This is a genomic window from uncultured Dokdonia sp. (assembly GCF_947496725.1).
Lineage (GTDB): Bacteria > Bacteroidota > Bacteroidia > Flavobacteriales > Flavobacteriaceae > Dokdonia.
Map to the genome: position 1 here is coordinate 241,954 of NZ_CANMDS010000001.1, position 22,320 is coordinate 264,273.

A 22,320-nucleotide genomic window follows, 5' to 3' on the forward strand; every position below is an offset into this window, starting at 1 on the left:
AAAAAGCTTTTATTTGCACCGTGAAAATTGCAATCGTCATCCTCAACTGGAATGGTAAATCGCTACTAGAACGATTTTTACCTTCTGTAGTATCCCATAGTCCAAACGCTGAAATATATGTCGCAGATAATGCGAGTACAGATACTTCTGTTGCTTATGTTCAAGAGCAATTTAAGGAGGTTAAGATTATACAAAACTCAGAAAATGGTGGCTATGCAAAAGGCTATAATGATGCATTAAAGCATATTATGGCAGACATCTATGTACTGCTTAACAGCGACGTACAAGTTACCGAAGGCTGGCTAGAACCTGTGATTGCATTATTTGATAATCCGCTAGTAGGTGCTGTACAACCTAAAATAAAAGACCTTAAGAAACCTACACACTTTGAGTATGCTGGTGCGGCCGGAGGCTATCTAGATGCTTTTGGTTATCCATTTTGTCGCGGGCGTATTTTTGATACCTGTGAAGAAGATACGGGTCAATATAATGACACAAGGGAGGTACAGTGGGCAAGCGGAGCTTGTCTTTTTGTAAGAGCACCCTACTTCTGGCAAGTAGGAGCGCTAGACGAAACTTTTTTTGCACATCAAGAAGAGATAGATCTTTGCTGGCGTTTACGTAATATGGGATATCAAGTACTAGCGAGTGGTGCTAGTGAAGTATTGCATCTAGGTGGCGCTACACTTCCATCAGAAAATCCTAAGAAGACATTTTATAATTTTAGGAATACCTTGTTTAATGTGATGAAGAATGTAAAGGGAATAAGAGCTTTCTTTATCGTCTTTGCACGACTTATACTTGACGGTATTGCTGGTCTTAAATACCTTTTTGCAGGAAAGCCCAAGCATTTACTTGCCATTGTAAAAGCGCACTTTAATTTTTATTACCACTTACCATCATTACTGGTTAACCGCATGACACTCAAGCATCCTACTCCCTACGCGCAGACCTTCTCAATAGTATGGAAGTACTTTGTTCAAAAAAAGCAGTACTTTAAGGACCTGTAAGAAATCTATAAATATGTGTTAACGATGATCCACAAGCAAGTGGGTTTCGTACATTTATAAACATTTTAAAGTTAAACAACCTATGAAACGATTATTGATTGCTGGTATAGCTAGCACTTTACTCTTAACTTCTTGCGTTTCTAAAAAAGAATATGCTGCGCTAGAAGCGAGACAGCAAGAAACTCAAGACCTTTTAAACTCTGCTACGGTTAAGCTCAACGCTTGCCTTGAAGAAAAAGCAAGTGCAACCACTCGTGTAAAATCACTTGAGGAGCGAGTTGCCGAAATGAGAAATGACAAGAATGAACTTATACAAAGTTCTAAAGACCTTACGGTTCTTACTAAGCAGGGCGCTGTAAATCTTGAGAAGTCACTTGAGAGCCTTAAAGAAAAGGATCTTAAAATTAATAGACTACAAGATGCCCTTACTAAAAAGGATAGTGTAACTCTTGCTCTAGTAACTAGTCTTAAACGTGAGGTAGGTATCAATGATCAAGATATTGAGATTAATGTAGAGAAAGGTGTGGTATTTATATCACTATCTGATAAAGTACTCTTTAAGAGTGGTAGTTACCAGATTACTTCTAGAGCAGAAGAGATACTAGGTAAAGTTGCTACTGTTATAAATGGTAAGCCAGACTTTGAAGCGCTAGTAGAAGGTCATACAGATGATGTACCTTATAATAGAGGTGTCCTCATAGATAACTGGGATCTAAGTGCAAAAAGAGCAACTGCTATTGTACGTAAGCTTGTTGAGCTAGGTGCAAACCCTGCACAACTTATTGCAGCTGGACGAAGTGAGTTTGTACCACTTGTACCTAATGACACTCCAGAAAATAAATCTACAAACAGAAGAACGAAGATTTATGTACTTCCTAAGATTGATCAATTTTATAATATGATTGAGCAGGAAATGAAAAATATGTCTGAAGAAGAAGGGAACTAATCCCAATCTATTTTAACAAGATTTGACTAAAGGTTACCGTTTAACGGTAACCTTTTTTCGTTCATATACACAATTCTGACTCGACGAAAGACACGCCGAACTACCAAAACACCGATTAAATACACAAATTACACGATTAAATGTTAAAAAATCGTGTATTTCGTCGATAATCGAGAAAATAGTGTTGTTTACCGATTAAATGCTCTTACATTTGAATAACCCAATCATAAACAAGAGAACTATGAAATCAATTACACTAACTATCCTTTGCTTCTTTTTTACAGCTTTTGCTATCGCAGAAATTACTCCTGCTCAAAAACAAGCCCTTGTAGATTTATACAACAGCACAAACGGTAATGAGTGGACAAACTCTTGGGATCTTAACGATTCTCCAGAAAACTGGAAAGGTGTAACTATCTTTAGAGATCAAGTTCTTGCAGTAAGTTTAAGAGACAATAACTTAACGGGTACATTACCTGCTTCTTTAAGTAACTTAACTTCTCTTAAAGTACTTAATTTACACAACAACAAACTAGAAGGAACAATACCAGCAAGTCTTGCTACTATAAAAGGGTTAAAAACAATTAACTTATCTCTTAATAGACTAGAAGGAACAATACCTACAAATATTCTTGCAATGGGTTCGCTTGAGTATTTAGATCTTTTCTTTAACCGTCTTGAAGGTTCTTTACCGACAGATCTTTCTGGATTAAAGAAACTTAAAAGATTAAGCATTTACAGTAATGACTTAGAAGGTGAGTTACCTAGCTCAATCACAAGTCTTACTAACTTAAAAGAATTACAACTTAACAGTAATAAATTTACTGGAGAGTTACCAGAAGGAATCGCAATGTTACCATCTTTAAAGAAACTAAGTGTTTTTGATAATGATTTTAGCGGTGAGTTTCCAAACAGCATCAACACATTAAGCTTAGATGAGTTAGTTTACCACGATAACAACTTCTCTACAGTAGCATCAGACGCCCTTGCAGGCGGAGAATAAGTTACTAGTTTCATAGCTAGTAAGCCCCCCAAATCTTTTTATTAGATTTAGTTAAGAGCCTCTTCCTTTGAAGAGGTTTTTCTATTTATAGCTCTGGACTTCCTTTTCCTTCTCTTATAAGAATAGGCTCATCACCTGTAAGATCAATTACGGTAGAAGGTACATTGCCTCCATAACCTCCATCTACTATTACGTCTACCCTATTTTGCCATTTCTCAAAGATGAGCTCTGGATCTGTGGTATATTCTATCACCTCATCTTCATCATAAATAGAGGTAGATACAATAGGATTTCCTAGTGCACGTACAATGGCTCTTGTAATCTCATTATCTGGTACACGTATACCCACTTCCTTCTTTTTCTTAAAAGAGCTAGGCAAGTTATTATTACCAGGTAATATAAAGGTGTACGGTCCCGGCAGGGCACGTTTTAATATTTTAAAGGTCTTTGTATCTATCTGTCGCACATAATCTGAGAGATTGCTTAAATCTTCACACACAAAGGAAAAGTTTGCCTTAGCAAGCTTTACGCCCTTTATCTGCGCCACCTTTTCTAGTGCCTTTGCATTTGTAATATCACAGCCCAGTGCATATACAGTATCACTTGGGTAAATAATAAGACCACCAGCTTTTAAGATCTTTACAATTTGCTTGAGATCTTTAGGGTTTGGGTTTTCTTCGTAGAGTTTTATAAACTGTGACATAGCATAACATTTAGATAGGTTAAAATTACAAAGAATAACAGCGCCATAAAGACGCTGTGTATAATTAGGAGGTATTATGCGTCTGCGCGCTCTACTTCACTTTCTAGCTTGAGTACATTTGTACCGTCTTCTTGCTCTATGTAGAGGGCTTTGTTTCCTTCTTCGCCATCGCGGGTAACTTCGTTTCCTTTTATGGTACGGGTGACACTCTTTGTAAATGTAGACTGTACTTTACCCTCTGCTGTGCCATTTCCCCAGCTCCATTTTACTTTTGTTCCTTCTTTAATCATCTTGTTTTTTATTTAAAGTTAGGGAGTTTGCCACAAACTCCATAAAAAACTAACGCAACCTTAACATAAAAAGCACATCTACACGTTAGTACTTAAAACTATCTTAATGAGACCGCTACACACACTCCTACTTGCTGTATTACTATCATTCTTAACAATAAACTGTTCTGATAGCGAGGAGCTAGTACCAGAAGTTATCACAGATGATGTTGTTGCAACAGATGACGGCCCTACAGAAGAAGCAGACCTAGAAGCCTTAGTACTTACAGATGTATCATATGGTGACGACCCGTTACAGGTGTATGACATCTACCTCCCTGCTGGTCGTAAGGCAACCAGGACTAAAACCATTATCCTCATACACGGTGGTGGCTGGGTAGAAGGAGATAAGGAAGATGTTACTGCTTTTATAGACCTCGTGCAATCGCTACACCCAGACCACGCAGTGGTAAATATGAATTATGTACTGGCAGACCCTCCTAGTGTGCCTGCGTTTCCTAACCAGTTTCTAGATGTGCAGGCGGTAATAGATCAACTAGACGACACCCACGAGGAGCTAAGCTTTCTTAACGAGTATGGGTTTGTAGGTCTTAGTGCTGGGGCACATCTGGCTATGATGTATGATTATACCTATGATACACAAGACCAAATAAAATTTGTAGCAAACATAGTGGGACCAGCAGATTTTACAGATCCTTTTTATGCAGATGAGCCTGGTTTTGAGCAATATCTAGATGCACTTACAGATGAGAGCGCATACCCGGCAAATACAAACCTTGCCGAAGCATTAAGCCCTGCCATTGTAGCAAATGTAGATAGCAGCCCTACCCTACAGTTTTATGGTAATGAAGACCCGCTGGTACCCCTCACAAACGGGCAGCGACTAGACACGGCATTATCTAACAATAATGTACCTCACATCTTTACAGTATATGATGGTGGTCACGGTAACTGGGACGAGACAAGTTACCTAGACGTACGTACCAAGATAGGGCAATACATAGATCTCTACCTTGCGATAGAAGAATAAACAACTGTGTTGCGAGTAAGATGTAATGAGGCTGTTTACGCTTTCGCGAAAGCGCAACAAAAACCCTTATCACTCCTCACCTACTACTCTACAATCTTAAGTTTTGCAAAGCGCAGAAGCAATTTTTTAAGTCCGCCGTTTTCAAAATTGATTTCAGCTTTTTGGTCTTGACCTTTGCCTTCTATACCGGCTACAATTCCTTTTCCAAAACGTATGTGCTCTACAACAGTACCTGGCTCTAGACTACCTGCCAGTGATGGCGTAGCACTATCTCCTGCGGCTGGACGTATCTTTCTAAGTTTACGTAGTTGGTCTTGTGTAGGTGTTCCTACCTTAGGTGGTGTGCCACTTACCGGCTTCTTGAGACGCAGTTTACTCTTATCTACATCGCCAAAGATATCTGCATCTATAAGCGGTTTATAGCGATAACTCTCCATAGGTGTCTGGTAGTCCAGATACTTATCATCTATCTCCTCTATAAAGCGGCTAGGCTCTGCATCTACCAGTTTACCCCAGCGATAGCGAGACTCTGTGTAGGTGAGATATGCCTGCTTCTCTGCTCTAGTGAGTGCTACATAAAAGAGACGTCGCTCCTCCTCTAGCTCACTACGTGTACTCATACTCATACCAGAAGGAAAGAGATCTTCTTCCATCCCCACGATGTATACAAATGGAAACTCCAGCCCCTTTGCAAGGTGTATAGTCATAAGTGCCACACGGTCATCATCACCCGTATCATTATCTAGTGTGGTAGCCAGCGCTACATCTTCTAGAAACTCTGCCAGCGAGCCAGTGGCATCTGCCAGCTCTTTTTGCTCTTCTACAAAGTCGCGCATACCGTTAAGGAGCTCCTCTATATTTTCTATACGAGCAATTCCCTCTGGCGTACCGTCTTTTTTAAGTTCTTGTAATAGGCCTGTCTTTCTTGCAACCGTCTCTGCTACGGTAAAGGCGTCACTCTCTTCATTAAGAATCTGGAAACTCTTAATCATCGTGACAAAATTCTTAAGCTTGGTCTGTGTACCGCGATTTATATTCATCGAGGGACCTAGCTGTTCTATTTTATCCATCACCTCAAACATAGAGCGGCCATAATGCTTTGCCGCCACCGTAAGTTTGTCTAAGGTGGTACCGCCTATACCACGGGCAGGGTAGTTTACCACACGCTTGAGTGCTTCCTCATCTTTTGGGTTAACCAGTACACGCAGGTAGCCCAGTACATCCTTTATCTCCTTGCGCTGGTAAAAGGAAAGTCCACCATAAATACGGTATGGGATGTCACGCTTGCGCAGGGCATCCTCCATTGCACGAGACTGTGCATTTGTTCTGTACAGTATCGCAAAGTCACCATTGTTAAGCTGGTGGTTCATTCTATTTTCAAAAATGGAGCTTGCCACATAGCGTCCCTCCTCACCATCTGTAGGCGAGCGGTGCACGATAATCTGGCCTCCATCTTCGTTTGCCGTCCATACGGTTTTATCAAGACGGGTTTTATTTTTTTCTATCACGCTGTTTGCCGCCTCCACAATATTTTTTGACGAGCGATAGTTTTGCTCCAGGCGGTACATTGCCACATTCTCATAATCCTTCTGGAAGTTAAGAATGTTATTAATGTTTGCCCCTCTAAAGGCATATATACTCTGCGAGTCATCACCCACCACACAGATATTTTGAAACTTATCTGAGAGTGCCTTTACAATAAGGTACTGGCTATGGTTTGTATCTTGATACTCATCTACCAGTATGTATTTAAAACGGTTTTGGTATTTATTAAGCACCTCTGGAAAGCGGTTGAGCAGCTCATTTGTGCGTAGCAGTAAATCGTCAAAATCCATCGCGCCGGCTTTAAAACAGCGATCTACATACTCTGCATAGATCTCTCCCATACGTGGGCGTTTTGCCATCGCATCTGCCTCTACCAGCTCTGGATTATTTGCATAGGCACGCACGGTAATCAAGCTATTTTTAAAAGAAGAGATACGGTTTTGTACCTGCTTGTACTTGTAGATATCCTTATCTAGCTGCATCTCCTTGATAATAGCACTTATAAGACGTTGTGAGTCTTGGGTATCATAAATAGTAAAGTTAGACGGGTAACCTAGCTTATCTGCCTCGATACGCAAGATTTTGGCAAATATGGAGTGAAAGGTTCCCATCCATAGGTTTTTTGCCTCATTGTTACCCACAATACCGGCAATACGTTTTTTCATCTCACGTGCCGCCTTATTTGTAAAGGTGAGCGATAAGATATTAAAGGCATCTACCCCTTGTGACATCAAGTATGCGATGCGCATTGTGAGCACACGTGTTTTACCAGAGCCCGCGCCCGCAATCACAATAAGGGCACCATCTTTATGTAGTGTAGGTGCACGCTGGGCATCATTTAAGCCCTCAATATATACTTCTAATTTTGAATCCATAGCAGGGATCTAAATTACGGACTCCACCCGTGAATTAAAACCCAAAAAGAGACTTTTATAGCCATTTTTTTAACAATGGATATGGGTACGCTTTCGCGAAAGCGTAACACCACACAACCCCACCTACCCCGAGACAGGTAGCCGCACCACCGGCTTGCCTGTACCCAAAAAAATGATGATCTTTAAACCTCACAATCATCACCTATGCATACATTTACCTTTAACCATATAGCGCTCTCTGTGACAGATGTGGCGGGGGCTGTCGCTTTTTACCAAAACGTTTTTGGCTTTACCGAGATAGAAAACACCGCCTCTGTCTCCCCCACTCGCTGGCTCGCGATGGGCAATGGCAAACAACTACACCTCATACCGCGCCCAGATGCCATCATAAAAACTAATAAAGCCGTACACTTTGCCCTAGCCACAGATAACCTGGGCGGTTTTATCACACACCTCAAAACCCTCGCCATAGACTACTCAGACTGGCGCGGCACGCCTACTAAAGATTATGTGCGCAACGACGGCATACAGCAGGTATACTTTCAAGATCCAGATGGCTACTGGGTGGAGGTAAATGATGATGTGTAGCCTCTCCGTTTTTTACTAGTACTTATTTTAAGAAAATATTAAGACCTGCTTTACGGAAATCCGTAACAATGAGAGGGTTGTATGGGGTATATTAGCAATAGTGTTTATAGACTAGTTATGAGTAAGCTAAAGTAACGATAGTAAAAAAATAAAAATATATGAAATTAGAGAAGATTCTGGATAAACTCGGTTCGATAGAAAAGAACTCTTTCATTAAGATAATTGATAACATAATATCTAAAAGTCCAAAAAACGCAAAACAAATTGACAAGATTTTAAGCTCGTCAGATAAAGGTCTAAAATCTGTTGACAATCAAAATATTTCGAAAATTTTTGCTCTAACAGCAGGCGAATTTCAAGAACATATAAAATGTGAGTTTCAGGAAATCACATCACAACTAGACATTTTAATTGACATCATAATTCGCGATGGAAATTGCATAATGAAACAGGATTGGTTTTCTCGTTTATATGAAACCGAAATCAAGCATATAAAAAGTAGAATAAAAACATTAAATGCAGATTTTGAAAATGACAAATCAGAGTTAAGTGCTTCTAGGAAAAGAGACTATAAAATTTACAAAGCGTGTTTACACACTGCTTATCACAATGATGTCGAGAACAATAGAGATGCTAAAATAACTTCAGATGAATTATCAATAATACTTACACTTTCTAAACAATTAAGTCTCTCACAAGAAGAAGTAAAGTTGATTAATTATTCCATTTTACCTATTAAAAAGCTTGATATTCAAGATGTAATTAAGGGACTAAAAAATATTGGCGTTATTTTTTATTCAAATAAAGAAAATACAATCTATGTAGCTGATGAAATGGTTAGAATGCTACGAAGAGTTAGACAAAAAGAAGTAGCTGAAAAATTCTACCGTAGAACGTTAAAACTTCTTAGAGCACCAATTATTAACCAAATTGCACGCGAACATAACATTGACAGAAAATTAACCTATTCTCAAAAAAATGAAGAAATAATAAAAGAAGGTGTTTCATTTACAAGTTTACTTTCAGAAGATATTTATAAGCCAGAAAGTACGTTAACTGAAAAGAAAAAAACACTGAACGAATTGTGCGAAAAAGGCTTGAATATTCAAAATCTAAAAGGAAGTGTTCTCGAAGAAAAAATCAGCAGTCTAATTGAACATTTTGAAAGTGTTGAACGAGACGAAAAAGTTGGTATTTCCTTAGATGGATTTGAAAAACTTCTTACAGAATTAAATCAGTCGTTGCCAAAACTTAATAAACAGATAAGAGAGCAATTTGAACTTCAAGACGAATTTGTTTTAAAAGCGGATTTCTTGCTTGATTACAATATTAAACCAAGAGATATCTTAGATCTAATCGTTAAACAAGATTTAACCAAATTCATCAAAGACAATGGAATTAAACAACGTGGTGATGATATTTTAAATATACTAGAGCATTATAAAGATGTTGAGAATTTATATTTAGAGAATTATGAAAACGTTGCTTACAGGAATTTAAACCTTTTAAAGGAAAATGGAATAACTGTAAAAGAAAGTGAACTCGGTTTAAAATTTGAAGAATTGACAAAGACTATTTTTAGTGGTTTAGGTTTTAATGTAGACGAAATCTTAAAAAACAAACTAAATACTAAAAAGGATATGATGGATATTCTTTTAAACTTAGAAAACAATGAAATAATAATTGTTGAGTGTAAAACAAGTAAAGAAAGAGGTTACAACAAGTTTAGTTCTGTCTCAAGACAATTAAAATCTTACCAAAACGTAGCTTTAAAAAATGATTTACGAATTGTAAAAATTCTACTTGTTGCACCGGAGTTTAGTGATGATTTTGTTACAGATTGTGAGATGGATACAGAAATGAATTTATCACTTATAACTGCATCTACACTTTCAAACATTTCAGAGGCTTTTAAATCATCAAAGTATTCTGAATTTCCACACGTTTTATTTCGCGATATTGTGATTAATGAAGAACGAATTATAAAAGCGCTGAGTAAATAAAAAAACTAATTCCTAAAAGAGAGCTAAGTATAAACTACCTTATATTAAATGGAAAAATCTGAATCTGGCGCACCAATATATCGTTATACGGCATCCAAAAAGAATGATTTTGAGATAGCTACTGGAGGAAATTCTATACAAGAAATATCAGATCATATCGAAAAACATATTGGAGAAATTCATATGGTATTTCACGAAATCATATCAGATCAAGTTCATATAGATATACACTGGGTAAAGCCTACAAAAGAAAAACCATTTCATACGTTAGTAACATCCGGTATGAGTGATAAGCCAATGAATACACCAGATGATGTCATAAATTGTGATTATACAGAAATAAGTATTTGCTTACCTCCAGAATGGAAAATATCTCAAGAGGACTTTAAAGATGAAAGTAATTATTGGCCTATTAGATGGTTAAAGTACTTAGCGAGGTTTCCTCACGAATATAATACTTGGCTTGGTTATGGACATACAATTCCAAATGGCGACCCAGCTGAACCTTTTGCTTCTAATACAAAGCTCAATACAGTGGTACTCTTACCTACAATTATTTTTAGTGAAGATTTTCATACTTTGGAATTACCGAATAAAAATATTGACTTTTATTCATTAATACCTCTTTATAGCAAAGAAGTAGAATTAAAAATGAAAAAAGGTGTAGAAGCACTTTTTGATGGTTTCGACAAATTTTCTGTAACTGATATATTAGATATTCACAGACCAAATACTGTAAAGAGGAAAAAACTTTTTGGATTATTTTAAGGAAGATAAGTGAGTTAAGAAATGTTCTGGAAAAAGAAGAAAAACAAATCGACTAAATTCGACTGTTCTAAATGTGGCAAGGCCCATTCAGAATGGCCTGCATTGGGTTACATATCACCAGATAATTATCACAACCTTATTGAAAAAGAAAAGGCAGAGTTAGCAATATTAAATAGTGACTTTTGCGAAATTCATTATGAAGACCAAATTGACCGCTTTATAAGGGTTACTCTAACACAAAAAGTAAATAGTAGTTGTCAAAATCTAGATTATGGACTTTGGGTTTCTCTTAGCGAAAAAAGTTATTCAGATTACAAAGAAAATTTTAATAACACCCATCACGAAACTGGTTATTTTGGCTGGTTATGTAGTAACATAGCTTCATATGAAAGCACTTCATCAATCCCTTGTGACGTAATTACAAAGGGCGGAAATGAAAGACCTGAGATTTTACCGCACAAAGACTTTGAACATCCCTTTGTACAAGATTATTATAACGGAATTTCCAAAATGGAAGCAGAAAGTAGAATAAGGGATATGTTAAAGAAAGCAGGGTGATTAAGAACTAAACCAATAAAATGACACATATAGCATTAACAGCTCAGAGCATCTCACTACGGCTTATAGAACTCTCAGACCTGGCAGCTATACACGCACTGCATTCTATTCCCGAGACAGATAGATACAACACGCTAGGCATCCCAAAAGATCTAGAGGAGACCAAGCATATTATCACCAGCTGGGTAGCAGCTCATAGTGCGACACCTATCACAACTTACACCTTTGCCATACTGCGTGCTACAGATCAAGAGTTCGTTGGGCTTATCGGTTTAAAGTTATGGCCTCAAAAACATCGTAGAGGTGAGATATGGTATAAGATCCATCCAGACCACTGGCGCAAAGGCTATGCCACTCAGTCTGTAAACTTGATCTTAGATTTTGGTTTTGACACGCTCAAACTACACAGAATACAAGCAGGCTGTGCCGTAGCAAATACCGGCTCTATAAAAGTGCTAGAAAAAGTAGGAATGATACGAGAAGGCCGCGGCCGCAAGGTCTTACCTCTTAAAACCGGCTGGTCAGATAATTTTGAATACTCCATTCTAGATACCGATGCGCGTGGGGAGTGAGGGTGTGAATTTTTGAGTTGAATAATATATGGCAGGTTTACTTTTCTTTTTTATTGTACTTCCACTTTCTATTATACTATTCTTATTATGGTGTTTTAGTCAGAAAAAGTACTTTGTGCAACTTTTAATTGGGCTTTGGGTTGGCATTATTATACTCTTTATTATCTCAACCATTGCAAAACCATTCTACACCAAAAAAGTACTTGATAAAGAAGATTTTTATGGTGAATATGTTATCGACAGAAATTATTTCTCTGGAAAACAAGCAGACTGGCAATACAACAACTTCCGATTTGAAATTAAGGATAATGACTCTATCTACTTTTATACAACAGAAGGAGAAACGATACATAAAACTTTTAAAGGTACTATTACAACCCCTAGTCCATATCAATCTGCAAGACTGTCAATTCATATGGAGCAACCTATACATCATATACTAAACTCAGACCCGACCATTTATCGTGAAGTATGGGGGTTTTTCTTAGTTTTTAATTCACCTGAGTTCAACAATATGTACTTTCGAAAAGGTAAGTGGAAAGAAATTAAGTAGTCCAAAAAAATAGACCGACTTTAAAATTGAAAACAATTTAATAGCGATGCAAATATTTATAAAAATTGTAAAATGGATAACGTTATTGTTTTTAATACTTGTAATTCTATCATTTACAATTTTTCAGAATACACCTATAGAAATTGCCAATATGCACTGGCAACAGTACTACTATCGCTTCCTATTAGAAGGTTTACCTATAATGGTAATCTTAACCCTTATATGGACTTTGAAAAAAAGTAACTCTAGAAAACAAAACCTTCTTATTGTAATTTTAACTATTGCGATGACAATTGCAATTTCATTTTACTCATTATTTTTAACCTTTCGATTTGGTTTTGGCACTTGGATAGATTACAATATTGCATATGAGAATAAATCAAATCCCACTCAAACTATTAATGAACAAATTTATGATGTGGGCGCCTTCGGTTACGGTGGAAAAAGAACTGTTAAACTCACTCCTTTTTTAAAATATTGGAACAAAGTAAAACACGTTGATACCTTGAGTATTGATCACAAAAAATGGAAGCGAGTAGATAAAGAAGGTGATATAAAGTTCCCCTGATAATGAAAATCAATTTTTCTAATAGTACCAGATTGACAGCAATATAGATATGTATTTAAATCAAAAACACCACAAGGAAACCCTATATTTTGCAATTTCTACAATGCTAGAAAGAGCATCATACTACGGTTTACGTGCACTAGTTATTCTTTATATGGTAGGAGAAATACTTAAAATGGAGCGTGCTGATGCATTTTCTATTTATGGAATTTTTACTGGTTCTATAGTTTTTTCTAAAATTATAGGTGCCGTTATAGGAGATATTATAATTGGAAATAAAAAAGCTATAATTGCTGGCGGTATTATTCAAGCGCTAGGAGCATTTTGTTTATGTATACCGAGCACAATAGGCTTATATCTAGGTCTTTTCCTTACTGTTTTAGGCAGTGGTTTATTTACTCCTAACATCATTTCGAATTTTGGCAAATCCTATCTAATGAAAACCAAATTACTAGATGCTGGGTTTACCATATTCTATCTAGCTTTAAATCTAGGTTCATTTTTAGGGATTCTAGCGATTGGTTATATCGGAGAAATGTATAGTTATACTATTGGTTTTATAATCGCGGGGACTCTAATGTTACTTGCCTTAATTCCATTATATTATACTAAAGCAGTTAATTATCAAAAAATAGAGGTGATTAAATCCTCACCTTCAAAAAGGTTAATATCCATACTAAGTGCTTTACTGCTAGTGGGGTTATTCTGGGGTTTTTATGAATTATCTGGCAACCGAATTTACGACTTGCAGCTACAATTAATGGAGAAATCTACTTTAGCCATTCCAAAGCATTTATGGCAATCTTTAAATGCCATTTTCATTTTACCGATAAGTATTATTGCTATTGTAATTTGGTCCTACTTCTTCAGTAGTCAATCCTTTAAGCTAATGATTGGTTTTATTTCAGGAGCCATATCCTTTGGCATATTACTATTAGTGCCAGAAACAGCAACAGATAGTCATACGATGACTTACTTAATCTCTCTTGTATTTCTTGTAATTTCAGAAATACACATCGCACCAATTGTTTATTCCATTTTGACAAAATTTGCGAACCCAAAATATTTGGCAATCTTAGTGAGCTTGGTTTTTTTACCTACGCGATTAATCTCTCTAATTTTTGGACTATACAGAGACAGGCTGTATGATTATCCAATGTTAGGACTCAAAATAGGACTTATTGGAATGGCTATTATAGGAGTATTGCGGGGGATTTATCAATTGTTTCGCAAAAAAGTAACTTGGAGCCGTAAACTCGATTAACATATCCATAAACCACTCTACATTTACTAACTTTATAAAATGCACAACAAACCATCTTTAGTACCACTTGCCATCTACGGCATCACAGCGTTTCTGGCACTTGTGACGCTCCTAGACTTTGCGTTGCCAGGTACGGTATATACAGAAGAGGTGACTCGTGTACAAAAAAAGAAACAGCGGTACTATAACGCGGGTGGCAACTCACACAACTCTTATGAAGTTGTGACGCCAAAACACCAATTTTCGGTAGAAGAGGATATTGCAAAGTCTGCAGAAGGTAAATCTATGAGCTATACCGTCTCTTTACTATGTAAAGAAGTTAATAGCTATAGCATACTCCCCTCGCAAGATCGCAGCATTTACTCGTTTAGGCTTGTCTCTGGGTTTGTGCTTCCGCTGCTGTTGTTGCTAGCCATTGGTATTAAATTTCGCTTTAAGAAGGACCTCAGCATCTTGCTTTTTGTGCTTCAGCTGCTTGTGGTGGGTAATTTTATATGGTTACTCTTCTGGTAAATGAGTTTTAAGGGTGTGAATCCTGCTTTCGCGAAAGCGTCATATCCCCAATTATACAGCTTGTAAACGGCACTTAGCCTCGCCACCCAAATACGATTTATTAAAAAAAACACTATCTTACATATTAATATACAGACTTTTAGCGTTTGTATATGAGGTAACATCCCTATGTACTACAATTTTTATCCAAACATCTAAGTTGTAGTTAGTAATACCGAGATCTATACCAAGGGTCAATCAAACAAATATGTCCATTTAAAATGTGCGCACTGCTACGGCAACTGCGACGGGCTATTAGTTTGTAATCTTTAAAAACCCTTATATATGAAAACTTCACAAATCAAAGTGTTAGCGATCTTGCTATTTCTCTTTCTGTATGCCTGTGCAGATGATGATGACAACACCACAACGACCACCACTACCCCAGCCGATGATGATCCCATAGCCCTTACAGATCAAACCGCCCAGCTCATTACAGAGTGGAGCGACCTCTGGGTGAGCATAGACCAGTTTACTAATAATATGCGCCCTAACACCATCACACGCTCCCTAGCATACATACACCTTACGGGCTACGAGACCGCCGTGCCTTTTATGGATAGCTATACCTCAAATAATGAGAGACTAGACGAACTCGATGTAGATATTAATGAGCTTGAGGATAATGTAAATCTAGATCTTGCACTTAACCGAGCATATGCTATTGCGTTTGATCACTTTATGTTTAGCATATCGCCAGAGGCACGTGGTGACGTCTTTAGATTTAGAAATAACAAAGAAGAAGAGCTGGAGCAAGGCCTTAGTGAAGATGTGATAGACAACTCTAGAAGATGGGGAAGACACGTGGCAAGACGTGTTATTGCATACAGCGAGACAGATGAGGCTGGTGAAGAGCAAGTGCGAGATCAAACTCCGGCAGACTATGTAGCTCCCGTAGGTGATGGCCTCTGGGCGGCTAGTGATGATGAGGATGCGTGGTTTCCTTACTGGAGAGAGGTGCGCGCCTTTGTGATAGAACCAGAAGAAACGAGTAGTACAGACTTTAGCTCCTTACTTACTTATAGTGAAGACGCAACAAGTGACTACTATATGAGTATGAGTTCTGTAAATACCATTGCCACCGCCGCTGCAAATGGTGATGATGAAAACCTATGGATTGCCGAGTTTTGGGCAGATGATGTAGAGGGTATTATGATAAGCCCACCTGGAAGACAGTTTTCTATCGCAAACCAACTTATAGAGCAATATGACCTTGATTTTGATCAAACTCTGGAGTTATTATTGCGTCTTAGTTTTGCTATAAATGACGCAGCCGTGTCTGCTTGGGATGATAAGTACACGTATAACACGCAGCGACCTAGCACTTACATTAATGAGTTTATAGATGAAGACTTTACGACTAATCTTGCGAGATTTGTGGTGGCGCCTAATCCGGCTTTCCCTAGTTATCCTTCTGGCCACGCAACATTTGCAGGAGCAGCTGGAGGGGTTTTTATAGACTTTTTTGGCACAGATGCTATAGACTTTACAGACAACACCTACCTAGGTTTTGATTACATTATAGATTTTATAGGTACGCCACGTAGTTATACCTCGTTCAGCGAGATGGCTTCAGAAAATGCTTTTTCTAGAGTACCGCTGGGAGTACATATACAAGAGGACTCAACAGAGGGATTACGTCTAGGCTATGAAATCGCAGATGCTGTAAATGCACTAGATCTTTCTAATTAAAAAACAGCCGCTGGCTTAGCACTATATCAAACTACAACCACTGTGATGTACTATTGCAGTGGTTTTTTTACGCTTTCGCGAAAGCGGACACCTACACAATGCTAAAAAAATGCTAAACTCCCTTTAAAGCAACCTCACCACTACACCGGCTATTACATTTGCGCCTTATAATCACAGCAAACAACAACCTTATGACTTTAAAAACGACGCTAGGCATTCTTATTGCCCTTATATGCATATCGTGTAATAACACAACACAGCAAACCCCAACAACAACAACCGAAAATGTTGTAAAAGAAGAAACACCCACTTTTACAAATAAAGGCCACGAACTTGTATACACAATGATGCAAGAAGTAGGCGACTATGCTACGCTAGCTGCAAAAAATGATGTTGTTTACACCTACACGTATCAAACTCCAGACGGGCAAAAGGACGTCTCTACAGAGAAGTACATCTTTGACGGTGAGTACTCTTTTGGATTATATAACACCCACCAGCGCACACTTCCAGAACTAGAAGGCACCATAGAGCAAGGGTATGATGGTAAGGAATACTGGCTTAAAAATGAAGGAACCATAATTACAGATGAGGCTGCGCTTAAGCGTGTAGGCTTTAACAGACCTACTAACTACTACTGGTTTACAATGATGCAAAAACTAGGAGATCCAGGTCTTGTGTATGAATATGTAAAACAACAAACGGTAAACAACATTAACTACGATGTGGTAAAAGTAAGTTTTGAAAGCACTGGAGATAAACCTCAAGATATCTACCAACTGTACATCAACCCTGAGACAAAACGTGTAGATCAATTTTTATTTACAGTAATAGACTTTGGCGTGACAGACCCTTACCTTATGGAGGTAAGCTATATAGAAGTAGATGGTTTACAAATCCCTACAAAGCGTCGTTACAAAAAATCAAATTGGGACGCTACGGTTACAGATGCACCGTGGATCACAGTAGACTGGACAGATATTACCTTTGATAATGGTCTAGAAAAGAGCTTATTTGTAAAATAATAGATAAGCAGTCAACTAAGATTTGACACTTTTTTGACAGTTGCAAGAGCGCATTGTTTAAAGTTTGACTTACATTTAATGTAAATCTCTTTAAATGATGCGCTTTTCTATTTACCTACTCATAACCTCACTAGCCGTACTAAGCTATAGCTGTACCTCTCAAAATAAACAAAGAGATATACAAGATGAAACACCATCTCAAAAAACTAGCCGTATCTCAACACAAGCTCCTGCAAAAGATTATAACTTTAATTTGAGTCCGCCGCCATTAAGCCAATTCATACGTAGGATCTTTCAAGATTCTCAAGGTAGCTTATGGATGGGAACTAATGGTGATGGCGTGATACGATATAATGGAACGAGCGTAGACTACTTTTCTATAGACGAAGGTTTTAATGGCGAGGCAGTGCGAGCAATTCTGGAGGATAAAGATGGTACACTTTGGTTTGGGACCAATCGAGGTCTTGTAAGCTATGATTTGAATGCGACGACATCTCGCAGTAAACCCACTTTTAAAAACTACGCAGAAGCGCAAGGACTCACTGCAAATAATATCTGGAGTATCTTACTAGATTCAGAAGGAACCTTATGGATAGGCGCTGTGAGTGGCATAAACACCTATGACGGAACAATTTTTACTCCTTTCCCACTACCAGAAACCACAGTAGATAATTCTCGTGGTGTCTCAAGTACGACCATTGTGCATAGCATAATGGAGGATACAAAAGGACAGCTTTGGTTTGCCTCAAACGGTGGTGCTTTTATATGGGATGGCAATACGCTAGATACCTTAAGCTCCAAAGACGGTCTCGCAGGTAATAATGTGAATGATATGCTAGAAGACCGCACAGGTAATATCTGGTTTGCAACACACCATAAAGGCGTGAGCCGCTATGATGGAACAAAGTTTACAAACTTTACTACAGACGGAGTGATTACAGGAGAAGAAGTGTGGAGTCTCTTTGAAGATTCAAAAGGAAATATCTGGTTTCCTGCCGAAAATGCTGGGGTATACAAATACGATGGAAATAGCTTTACCAACTATAATGAAGACGATGGCTTACAAAGCAATGCTATCCAAACCATTTATGAGGATAATACTGGCATCATCTGGCTAGGTGGATATCAAGGGCTTTCTAGGTTAAAAGGTGATAAGATCATACCCGTCACGGAAAGTGGCCCGTGGAAGGATTGAGCAGATCATAGATTACTTAAAAACAAAAAAGGCGACCATACGGTCGCCTTTTTAAATAACTATCATCCCGTAGTATTACATATTACGTCTGTACTGCCCTCCTACTTCAAAGAGCGCACTTGTGATTTGTCCTAGTGAGCAAACCTTAGTTGCTTCCATAAGTTCTTCAAAAATGTTGCGGTTATTAATCGCTGCATCTTGAATTTTTGCAAGCTCTGCTTCTATCTTATCTGCTTTTTCCTTGTGGAGGTTTTCTAGCATTTCGATTTGATATTGCTTCTCCTCTTCGGTAGCTCTAATTACTTCGGCTGGGCGTACTGTTGGACTTCCTTTTGAACTTAAGAAGGTGTTTACTCCGATTATTGGGAATTCACCGTTATGCTTAAGCGTTTCATAATACAAGCTTTCTTCTTGTATTTTAGAACGCTGGTACATCGTCTCCATCGCTCCTAGTACACCACCACGCTCTGTGATTCTGTCAAATTCTAGTAAGACTGCCTCTTCTACAAGCTCTGTAAGTTCTTCTATAATAAATGATCCCTGTATTGGGTTTTCGTTTTTAGTAAGTCCTAGCTCTTTATTGATAATAAGCTGTATTGCCATTGCACGACGTACACTCTCTTCTGTAGGCGTTGTGATTGCTTCATCATAAGCATTTGTATGTAGCGAGTTACAGTTATCATAAATCGCATACAAGGCTTGCAAGGTTGTACGTATGTCGTTAAAGTCAATCTCTTGTGCGTGTAAGCTACGCCCAGATGTCTGGATGTGATACTTAAGCATCTGTGCACGTGAGTTTGCTTTATACTTTTCCTTCATTGCTTTTGCCCAAATCTTACGTGCAACACGACCTATAACCGCATATTCTGGATCGATTCCGTTTGAGAAAAAGAACGATAAGTTAGGACCAAATTTATTGATATCCATCCCACGACTTAGGTAGTACTCTACATACGTAAATCCGTTAGATAATGTAAGTGCAAGTTGTGTAATAGGGTTTGCTCCTGCCTCTGCAATGTGATATCCAGAGATAGACACACTGTAGAAGTTACGCACTTTTTGTTCGATAAAATACTCTTGTACATCACCCATTAAGCGCAGTGCAAACTCTGTAGAGAAGATACACGTATTCTGCGCTTGATCTTCTTTAAGAATATCTGCTTGTACCGTACCACGCACTTGTGTAAGCGTCTCTACTTTTATGCGGTTATACACATCTGCTGGGAGTACTTGGTCACCTGTTACGCCAAGTAACATTAACCCTAGACCATCATTTCCTTCTGGAAGATCACCTTGGTATGCTGGACGTGTTTTTCCTTTATAGATAGCTGCAATCTTTGCTTCTACCTCTGCTTCTAGTCCGTTTTCTTTTATGTACTTCTCACAGTTTTGATCTATAGCGGCATTCATAAAGAAACCTAGCAACATAGGCGCAGGTCCGTTTATGGTCATACTTACAGAGGTCATTGCGTGACTCAAGTCAAAACCAGAGTACAATTTCTTTGCATCATCAAGACAACAAATACTCACTCCCGCGTTACCTATCTTACCATAAATATCTGGACGGTGACCTGGATCGTTACCATATAAAGTTACCGAGTCAAAAGCGGTACTTAATCGCTTAGCCGGCATTCCTAAACTCACGTAGTGAAAACGCTTGTTTGTGCGCTCTGGTCCTCCTTCTCCTGCAAACATACGTGTAGGATCTTCTCCCGTACGTTTAAAAGGATAGAGTCCCGCAGTGTATGGGAATTCTCCCGGTACATTTTCTTGTAAACACCAGATTAAGATATCTCCCCAAGCTTGATACTTTGGCAAGGCTACCTTAGGTATTTCTGTATGTGATAATGACGCACTGTGCGTAGGGATTTTAATCTCCTTGTCTCTTACCTTAAAGGTATACACAGGCGCTTTGTATCTATTTACTTTCTCGTCCCAACCGGTAATAATCTCCCAGTTATACGGATCAAGATCCATTTTTTTACGGTCAAACTGTGCCAGCAACAACTTGACAAGATCTTTATCTTCTTCGGTAGTTTCGGCGGCAAAGTCTGTGATTTGTAAACCTGCTTTGTCAAGTGCTGGAGTAACTCCTGCTATGGTCTCAATGGTTTTAAATATTCCGTAGAGACGTTGTGCTGTTTCTTGTTGCGCTTTCGCGAAAGCGTCATACCCTCTATTACTCTCTGCAATCTCGCTCAGGTAACGTGTACGCGCTGGAGGTATTACAAAGATCTTCTCACTCATCTCCTGGCTTATCTCAAAAGTACTCGTAAGATCTGCCTCGTTTACCGTGTTTACCTTTTCCATTATACGCTTGTAAAGCGTGTTCATCCCTGGGTCGTTAAATTGGCTTGCAATGGTTCCAAAAACTGGCAACTCATCTTGCGGTGTATCCCACAAGTTATTGTTGCGCATATATTGTTTCTTAACATCACGTAGCGCATCTAGCGATCCACGCTTGTCAAATTTGTTTATTGCAACAAGATCTGCAAAGTCTAGCATATCTATTTTCTCGAGCTGCGTAGCTGCACCAAATTCTGGTGTCATCACATAAAGCGACACATCGCTATGCTCTAGTATCTCTGTATCTGACTGCCCAATACCTGATGTCTCAAGGATGATTAAGTCATACTCAGCTGCTTTAAGTACTTCTATGGCTTCGCCTACATACTTAGATAGTGCGAGGTTACTCTGTCTCGTAGCCAGCGAGCGCATATACACACGCTCATTGTTAATCGCATTCATACGGATACGGTCACCTAGTAAGGCTCCGCCCGTTTTACGCTTAGAAGGATCTACAGAAATAAGACCAATAGTCTTCTCTGGAAAATCGATAAGAAATCTACGTACCAGCTCATCTACTAGTGACGATTTACCTGCACCTCCAGTACCAGTAATACCAAGTACGGGTGTAAGTGAAGATTCATTCTTTTTATGAATCGCATCAAGCGTATCTTTTGCAACCTCTGGAAAGTTTTCGGCAGCAGAGATTACTCTGGCTATAGCCGTAGGTACTTTATCGCTAAGTTGAGAAGCTTGGTTATCTAGCTTATCTCCTATGGCATAATCAGACTGCTGTACAAGGTCATTAATCATCCCTTGTAATCCCATCGCACGGCCATCATCTGGAGAGTAGATACGAGTAATCCCGTAATCCATAAGCTCTTTAATTTCTTCTGGAAGTATCACACCACCTCCTCCACCGAAGATTTTAATATGCCCCGCACCTTTCTCTTTAAGAAGGTCGTACATATATTTAAAATACTCATTGTGCCCTCCTTGATAAGAGGTCATTGCAATGGCATTTGCATCTTCTTGTATGGCCGTATTTACTACTTCTTCTACACTGCGGTCGTGACCTAAATGTATTACCTCTACACCGGTACTTTGTATAATACGGCGCATAATATTTATCGCGGCATCGTGTCCGTCAAAAAGGGAAGCAGCAGTTACTATTCTAACTTTATGCTTAGGAGTATAAGGAGTGGCTTGTTCCATTTGTAATTTTAAGTATGTATAACGATGTAAATTTACGTAATATTCAATAATAAAGCGAGTTGAATATGAATTACACAAA

21 protein-coding genes are annotated in these 22,320 nt (G+C 38.4%); 17 read left to right on the forward strand and 4 right to left on the reverse strand.

Annotation, left to right across the window (positions count from 1 at the left end; translation table 11 throughout):
- Positions 1-20: 20 nt before the first annotated feature.
- The 3 genes from Q0948_RS01100 (at position 21) to Q0948_RS01110 (ending at position 2,959) form a co-directional block, all read left to right on the forward strand.
- Positions 21-1,010 carry a glycosyltransferase family 2 protein gene (locus Q0948_RS01100; RefSeq protein ID WP_298348367.1) on the forward strand — a complete coding sequence of 330 codons (990 nt, stop codon included), beginning with the start codon at positions 21-23 and terminating at the stop codon, positions 1,008-1,010.
- A gap of 82 nt (positions 1,011-1,092) precedes the next feature.
- Positions 1,093-1,956, forward strand: coding sequence for an OmpA family protein (locus Q0948_RS01105; protein ID WP_298348365.1), 864 nt, complete (start codon positions 1,093-1,095; stop codon positions 1,954-1,956).
- Between the two features lie 241 nt (positions 1,957-2,197).
- Positions 2,198-2,959 (forward strand): Two component regulator three Y domain protein, encoded by a 762-nt coding sequence (locus Q0948_RS01110; protein WP_298348363.1) that lies wholly within the window; start codon positions 2,198-2,200, stop codon positions 2,957-2,959.
- Between the two features lie 85 nt (positions 2,960-3,044).
- Here Q0948_RS01110 and Q0948_RS01115 read toward each other — a convergent pair whose 3' ends face one another.
- Both Q0948_RS01115 and Q0948_RS01120 read right to left on the reverse strand, forming a co-directional pair.
- The gene (locus Q0948_RS01115) at positions 3,045-3,662 is read right to left on the reverse strand and encodes an L-threonylcarbamoyladenylate synthase (RefSeq protein WP_298348360.1); all 618 of its coding nucleotides are present in this window, start codon (positions 3,660-3,662) and stop codon (positions 3,045-3,047) included.
- Positions 3,663-3,736: 74 nt separating this feature from the next.
- Positions 3,737-3,952, reverse strand: coding sequence for a DUF2945 domain-containing protein (locus tag Q0948_RS01120; protein WP_021778714.1), 216 nt, complete (start codon positions 3,950-3,952; stop codon positions 3,737-3,739).
- Positions 3,953-4,058: 106 nt separating this feature from the next.
- Here Q0948_RS01120 and Q0948_RS01125 point away from each other — a divergent pair, with 106 nt between their 5' ends.
- A complete protein-coding gene (locus Q0948_RS01125; RefSeq protein WP_298348357.1) occupies positions 4,059-4,982 on the forward strand; it encodes an alpha/beta hydrolase in 924 nt (307 codons plus the stop codon).
- An 83-nt stretch (positions 4,983-5,065) separates the two neighbouring features.
- On the opposite strand, the gene Q0948_RS01130 is transcribed toward Q0948_RS01125, so the two are convergent.
- Positions 5,066-7,402, reverse strand: a complete 2,337-nt coding sequence (locus tag Q0948_RS01130) for an ATP-dependent helicase (protein WP_298348356.1) — start codon at positions 7,400-7,402, stop codon at positions 5,066-5,068.
- A gap of 204 nt (positions 7,403-7,606) precedes the next feature.
- Between Q0948_RS01130 and Q0948_RS01135 the strand changes: the two genes are divergently transcribed.
- From Q0948_RS01135 to Q0948_RS01195, 13 genes are all read left to right on the forward strand, one after another.
- Positions 7,607-7,990 (forward strand): VOC family protein, encoded by a 384-nt coding sequence (locus Q0948_RS01135; RefSeq protein ID WP_298348353.1) that lies wholly within the window; start codon positions 7,607-7,609, stop codon positions 7,988-7,990.
- A gap of 158 nt (positions 7,991-8,148) precedes the next feature.
- The gene (locus Q0948_RS01140) at positions 8,149-9,993 is read left to right on the forward strand and encodes a hypothetical protein (protein WP_298348351.1); all 1,845 of its coding nucleotides are present in this window, start codon (positions 8,149-8,151) and stop codon (positions 9,991-9,993) included.
- Positions 9,994-10,041: 48 nt separating this feature from the next.
- Positions 10,042-10,761 (forward strand): suppressor of fused domain protein, encoded by a 720-nt coding sequence (locus Q0948_RS01145; protein ID WP_298348349.1) that lies wholly within the window; start codon positions 10,042-10,044, stop codon positions 10,759-10,761.
- A 21-nt stretch (positions 10,762-10,782) separates the two neighbouring features.
- Positions 10,783-11,319 carry a DUF2199 domain-containing protein gene (locus Q0948_RS01150; RefSeq protein WP_298348347.1) on the forward strand — a complete coding sequence of 179 codons (537 nt, stop codon included), beginning with the start codon at positions 10,783-10,785 and terminating at the stop codon, positions 11,317-11,319.
- 20 nt (positions 11,320-11,339) lie between these two features.
- Entirely contained in the window at positions 11,340-11,891 is a 552-nt protein-coding gene (locus Q0948_RS01155; protein ID WP_298348345.1) for a GNAT family protein, read from the forward strand.
- A 28-nt stretch (positions 11,892-11,919) separates the two neighbouring features.
- Entirely contained in the window at positions 11,920-12,444 is a 525-nt protein-coding gene (locus Q0948_RS01160; RefSeq protein ID WP_298348343.1) for a hypothetical protein, read from the forward strand.
- A gap of 72 nt (positions 12,445-12,516) precedes the next feature.
- Complete coding sequence (locus Q0948_RS01165; RefSeq protein WP_298348341.1) at positions 12,517-12,687, forward strand: hypothetical protein; 171 nt, start codon at positions 12,517-12,519, stop codon at positions 12,685-12,687.
- Positions 12,674-13,012: a hypothetical protein gene (locus Q0948_RS01170; protein WP_298491230.1), complete on the forward strand. Its 339-nt coding sequence runs from the start codon at positions 12,674-12,676 to the stop codon at positions 13,010-13,012. The genes Q0948_RS01165 and Q0948_RS01170 overlap by 14 nt, the downstream gene beginning before the upstream one ends.
- 49 nt (positions 13,013-13,061) lie before the next feature.
- Complete coding sequence (locus Q0948_RS01175; protein WP_298348337.1) at positions 13,062-14,276, forward strand: MFS transporter; 1,215 nt, start codon at positions 13,062-13,064, stop codon at positions 14,274-14,276.
- Between the two features lie 39 nt (positions 14,277-14,315).
- Positions 14,316-14,789 carry a hypothetical protein gene (locus Q0948_RS01180; RefSeq protein WP_298348334.1) on the forward strand — a complete coding sequence of 158 codons (474 nt, stop codon included), beginning with the start codon at positions 14,316-14,318 and terminating at the stop codon, positions 14,787-14,789.
- A 324-nt stretch (positions 14,790-15,113) separates the two neighbouring features.
- On the forward strand, positions 15,114-16,520 hold the full coding sequence (locus Q0948_RS01185) for a vanadium-dependent haloperoxidase (RefSeq protein ID WP_298348332.1): 1,407 nt from the start codon (positions 15,114-15,116) through the stop codon (positions 16,518-16,520).
- 191 nt (positions 16,521-16,711) lie between these two features.
- On the forward strand, positions 16,712-17,545 hold the full coding sequence (locus tag Q0948_RS01190) for a DUF6503 family protein (RefSeq protein ID WP_298348331.1): 834 nt from the start codon (positions 16,712-16,714) through the stop codon (positions 17,543-17,545).
- Between the two features lie 94 nt (positions 17,546-17,639).
- Positions 17,640-18,740 carry a two-component regulator propeller domain-containing protein gene (locus tag Q0948_RS01195; protein ID WP_298348328.1) on the forward strand — a complete coding sequence of 367 codons (1,101 nt, stop codon included), beginning with the start codon at positions 17,640-17,642 and terminating at the stop codon, positions 18,738-18,740.
- Positions 18,741-18,815: 75 nt separating this feature from the next.
- Here Q0948_RS01195 and Q0948_RS01200 read toward each other — a convergent pair whose 3' ends face one another.
- A complete protein-coding gene (locus Q0948_RS01200; protein ID WP_021778700.1) occupies positions 18,816-22,241 on the reverse strand; it encodes a methylmalonyl-CoA mutase family protein in 3,426 nt (1,141 codons plus the stop codon).
- Positions 22,242-22,320: the final 79 nt, after the last annotated feature.

Bases quoted from the DNA above. Each gene is read 5' to 3' on its own strand.
- Q0948_RS01125 (WP_298348357.1), top strand. From the start codon at position 4,059: ATGAGACCGCTACACACACTCCTACTTGCTGTATTACTATCATTCTTA.
- Q0948_RS01155 (WP_298348345.1), top strand. From the start codon at position 11,340: ATGACACATATAGCATTAACAGCTCAGAGCATCTCACTACGGCTTATA.
- Q0948_RS01105 (WP_298348365.1), top strand. From the start codon at position 1,093: ATGAAACGATTATTGATTGCTGGTATAGCTAGCACTTTACTCTTAACT.
- Q0948_RS01175 (WP_298348337.1), top strand. From the start codon at position 13,062: ATGTATTTAAATCAAAAACACCACAAGGAAACCCTATATTTTGCAATT.
- Q0948_RS01140 (WP_298348351.1), top strand. From the start codon at position 8,149: ATGAAATTAGAGAAGATTCTGGATAAACTCGGTTCGATAGAAAAGAAC.
- Q0948_RS01110 (WP_298348363.1), top strand. From the start codon at position 2,198: ATGAAATCAATTACACTAACTATCCTTTGCTTCTTTTTTACAGCTTTT.
- Q0948_RS01115 (WP_298348360.1), bottom strand. From the start codon at position 3,662: ATGTCACAGTTTATAAAACTCTACGAAGAAAACCCAAACCCTAAAGAT.
- Q0948_RS01185 (WP_298348332.1), top strand. From the start codon at position 15,114: ATGAAAACTTCACAAATCAAAGTGTTAGCGATCTTGCTATTTCTCTTT.
- Q0948_RS01195 (WP_298348328.1), top strand. From the start codon at position 17,640: ATGATGCGCTTTTCTATTTACCTACTCATAACCTCACTAGCCGTACTA.
- Q0948_RS01165 (WP_298348341.1), top strand. From the start codon at position 12,517: ATGGATAACGTTATTGTTTTTAATACTTGTAATTCTATCATTTACAAT.
- Q0948_RS01190 (WP_298348331.1), top strand. From the start codon at position 16,712: ATGACTTTAAAAACGACGCTAGGCATTCTTATTGCCCTTATATGCATA.
- Q0948_RS01150 (WP_298348347.1), top strand. From the start codon at position 10,783: ATGTTCTGGAAAAAGAAGAAAAACAAATCGACTAAATTCGACTGTTCT.
- Q0948_RS01145 (WP_298348349.1), top strand. From the start codon at position 10,042: ATGGAAAAATCTGAATCTGGCGCACCAATATATCGTTATACGGCATCC.
- Q0948_RS01160 (WP_298348343.1), top strand. From the start codon at position 11,920: ATGGCAGGTTTACTTTTCTTTTTTATTGTACTTCCACTTTCTATTATA.
- Q0948_RS01200 (WP_021778700.1), bottom strand. From the start codon at position 22,241: ATGGAACAAGCCACTCCTTATACTCCTAAGCATAAAGTTAGAATAGTA.
- Q0948_RS01130 (WP_298348356.1), bottom strand. From the start codon at position 7,402: ATGGATTCAAAATTAGAAGTATATATTGAGGGCTTAAATGATGCCCAG.
- Q0948_RS01135 (WP_298348353.1), top strand. From the start codon at position 7,607: ATGCATACATTTACCTTTAACCATATAGCGCTCTCTGTGACAGATGTG.
- Q0948_RS01180 (WP_298348334.1), top strand. From the start codon at position 14,316: ATGCACAACAAACCATCTTTAGTACCACTTGCCATCTACGGCATCACA.
- Q0948_RS01120 (WP_021778714.1), bottom strand. From the start codon at position 3,952: ATGATTAAAGAAGGAACAAAAGTAAAATGGAGCTGGGGAAATGGCACA.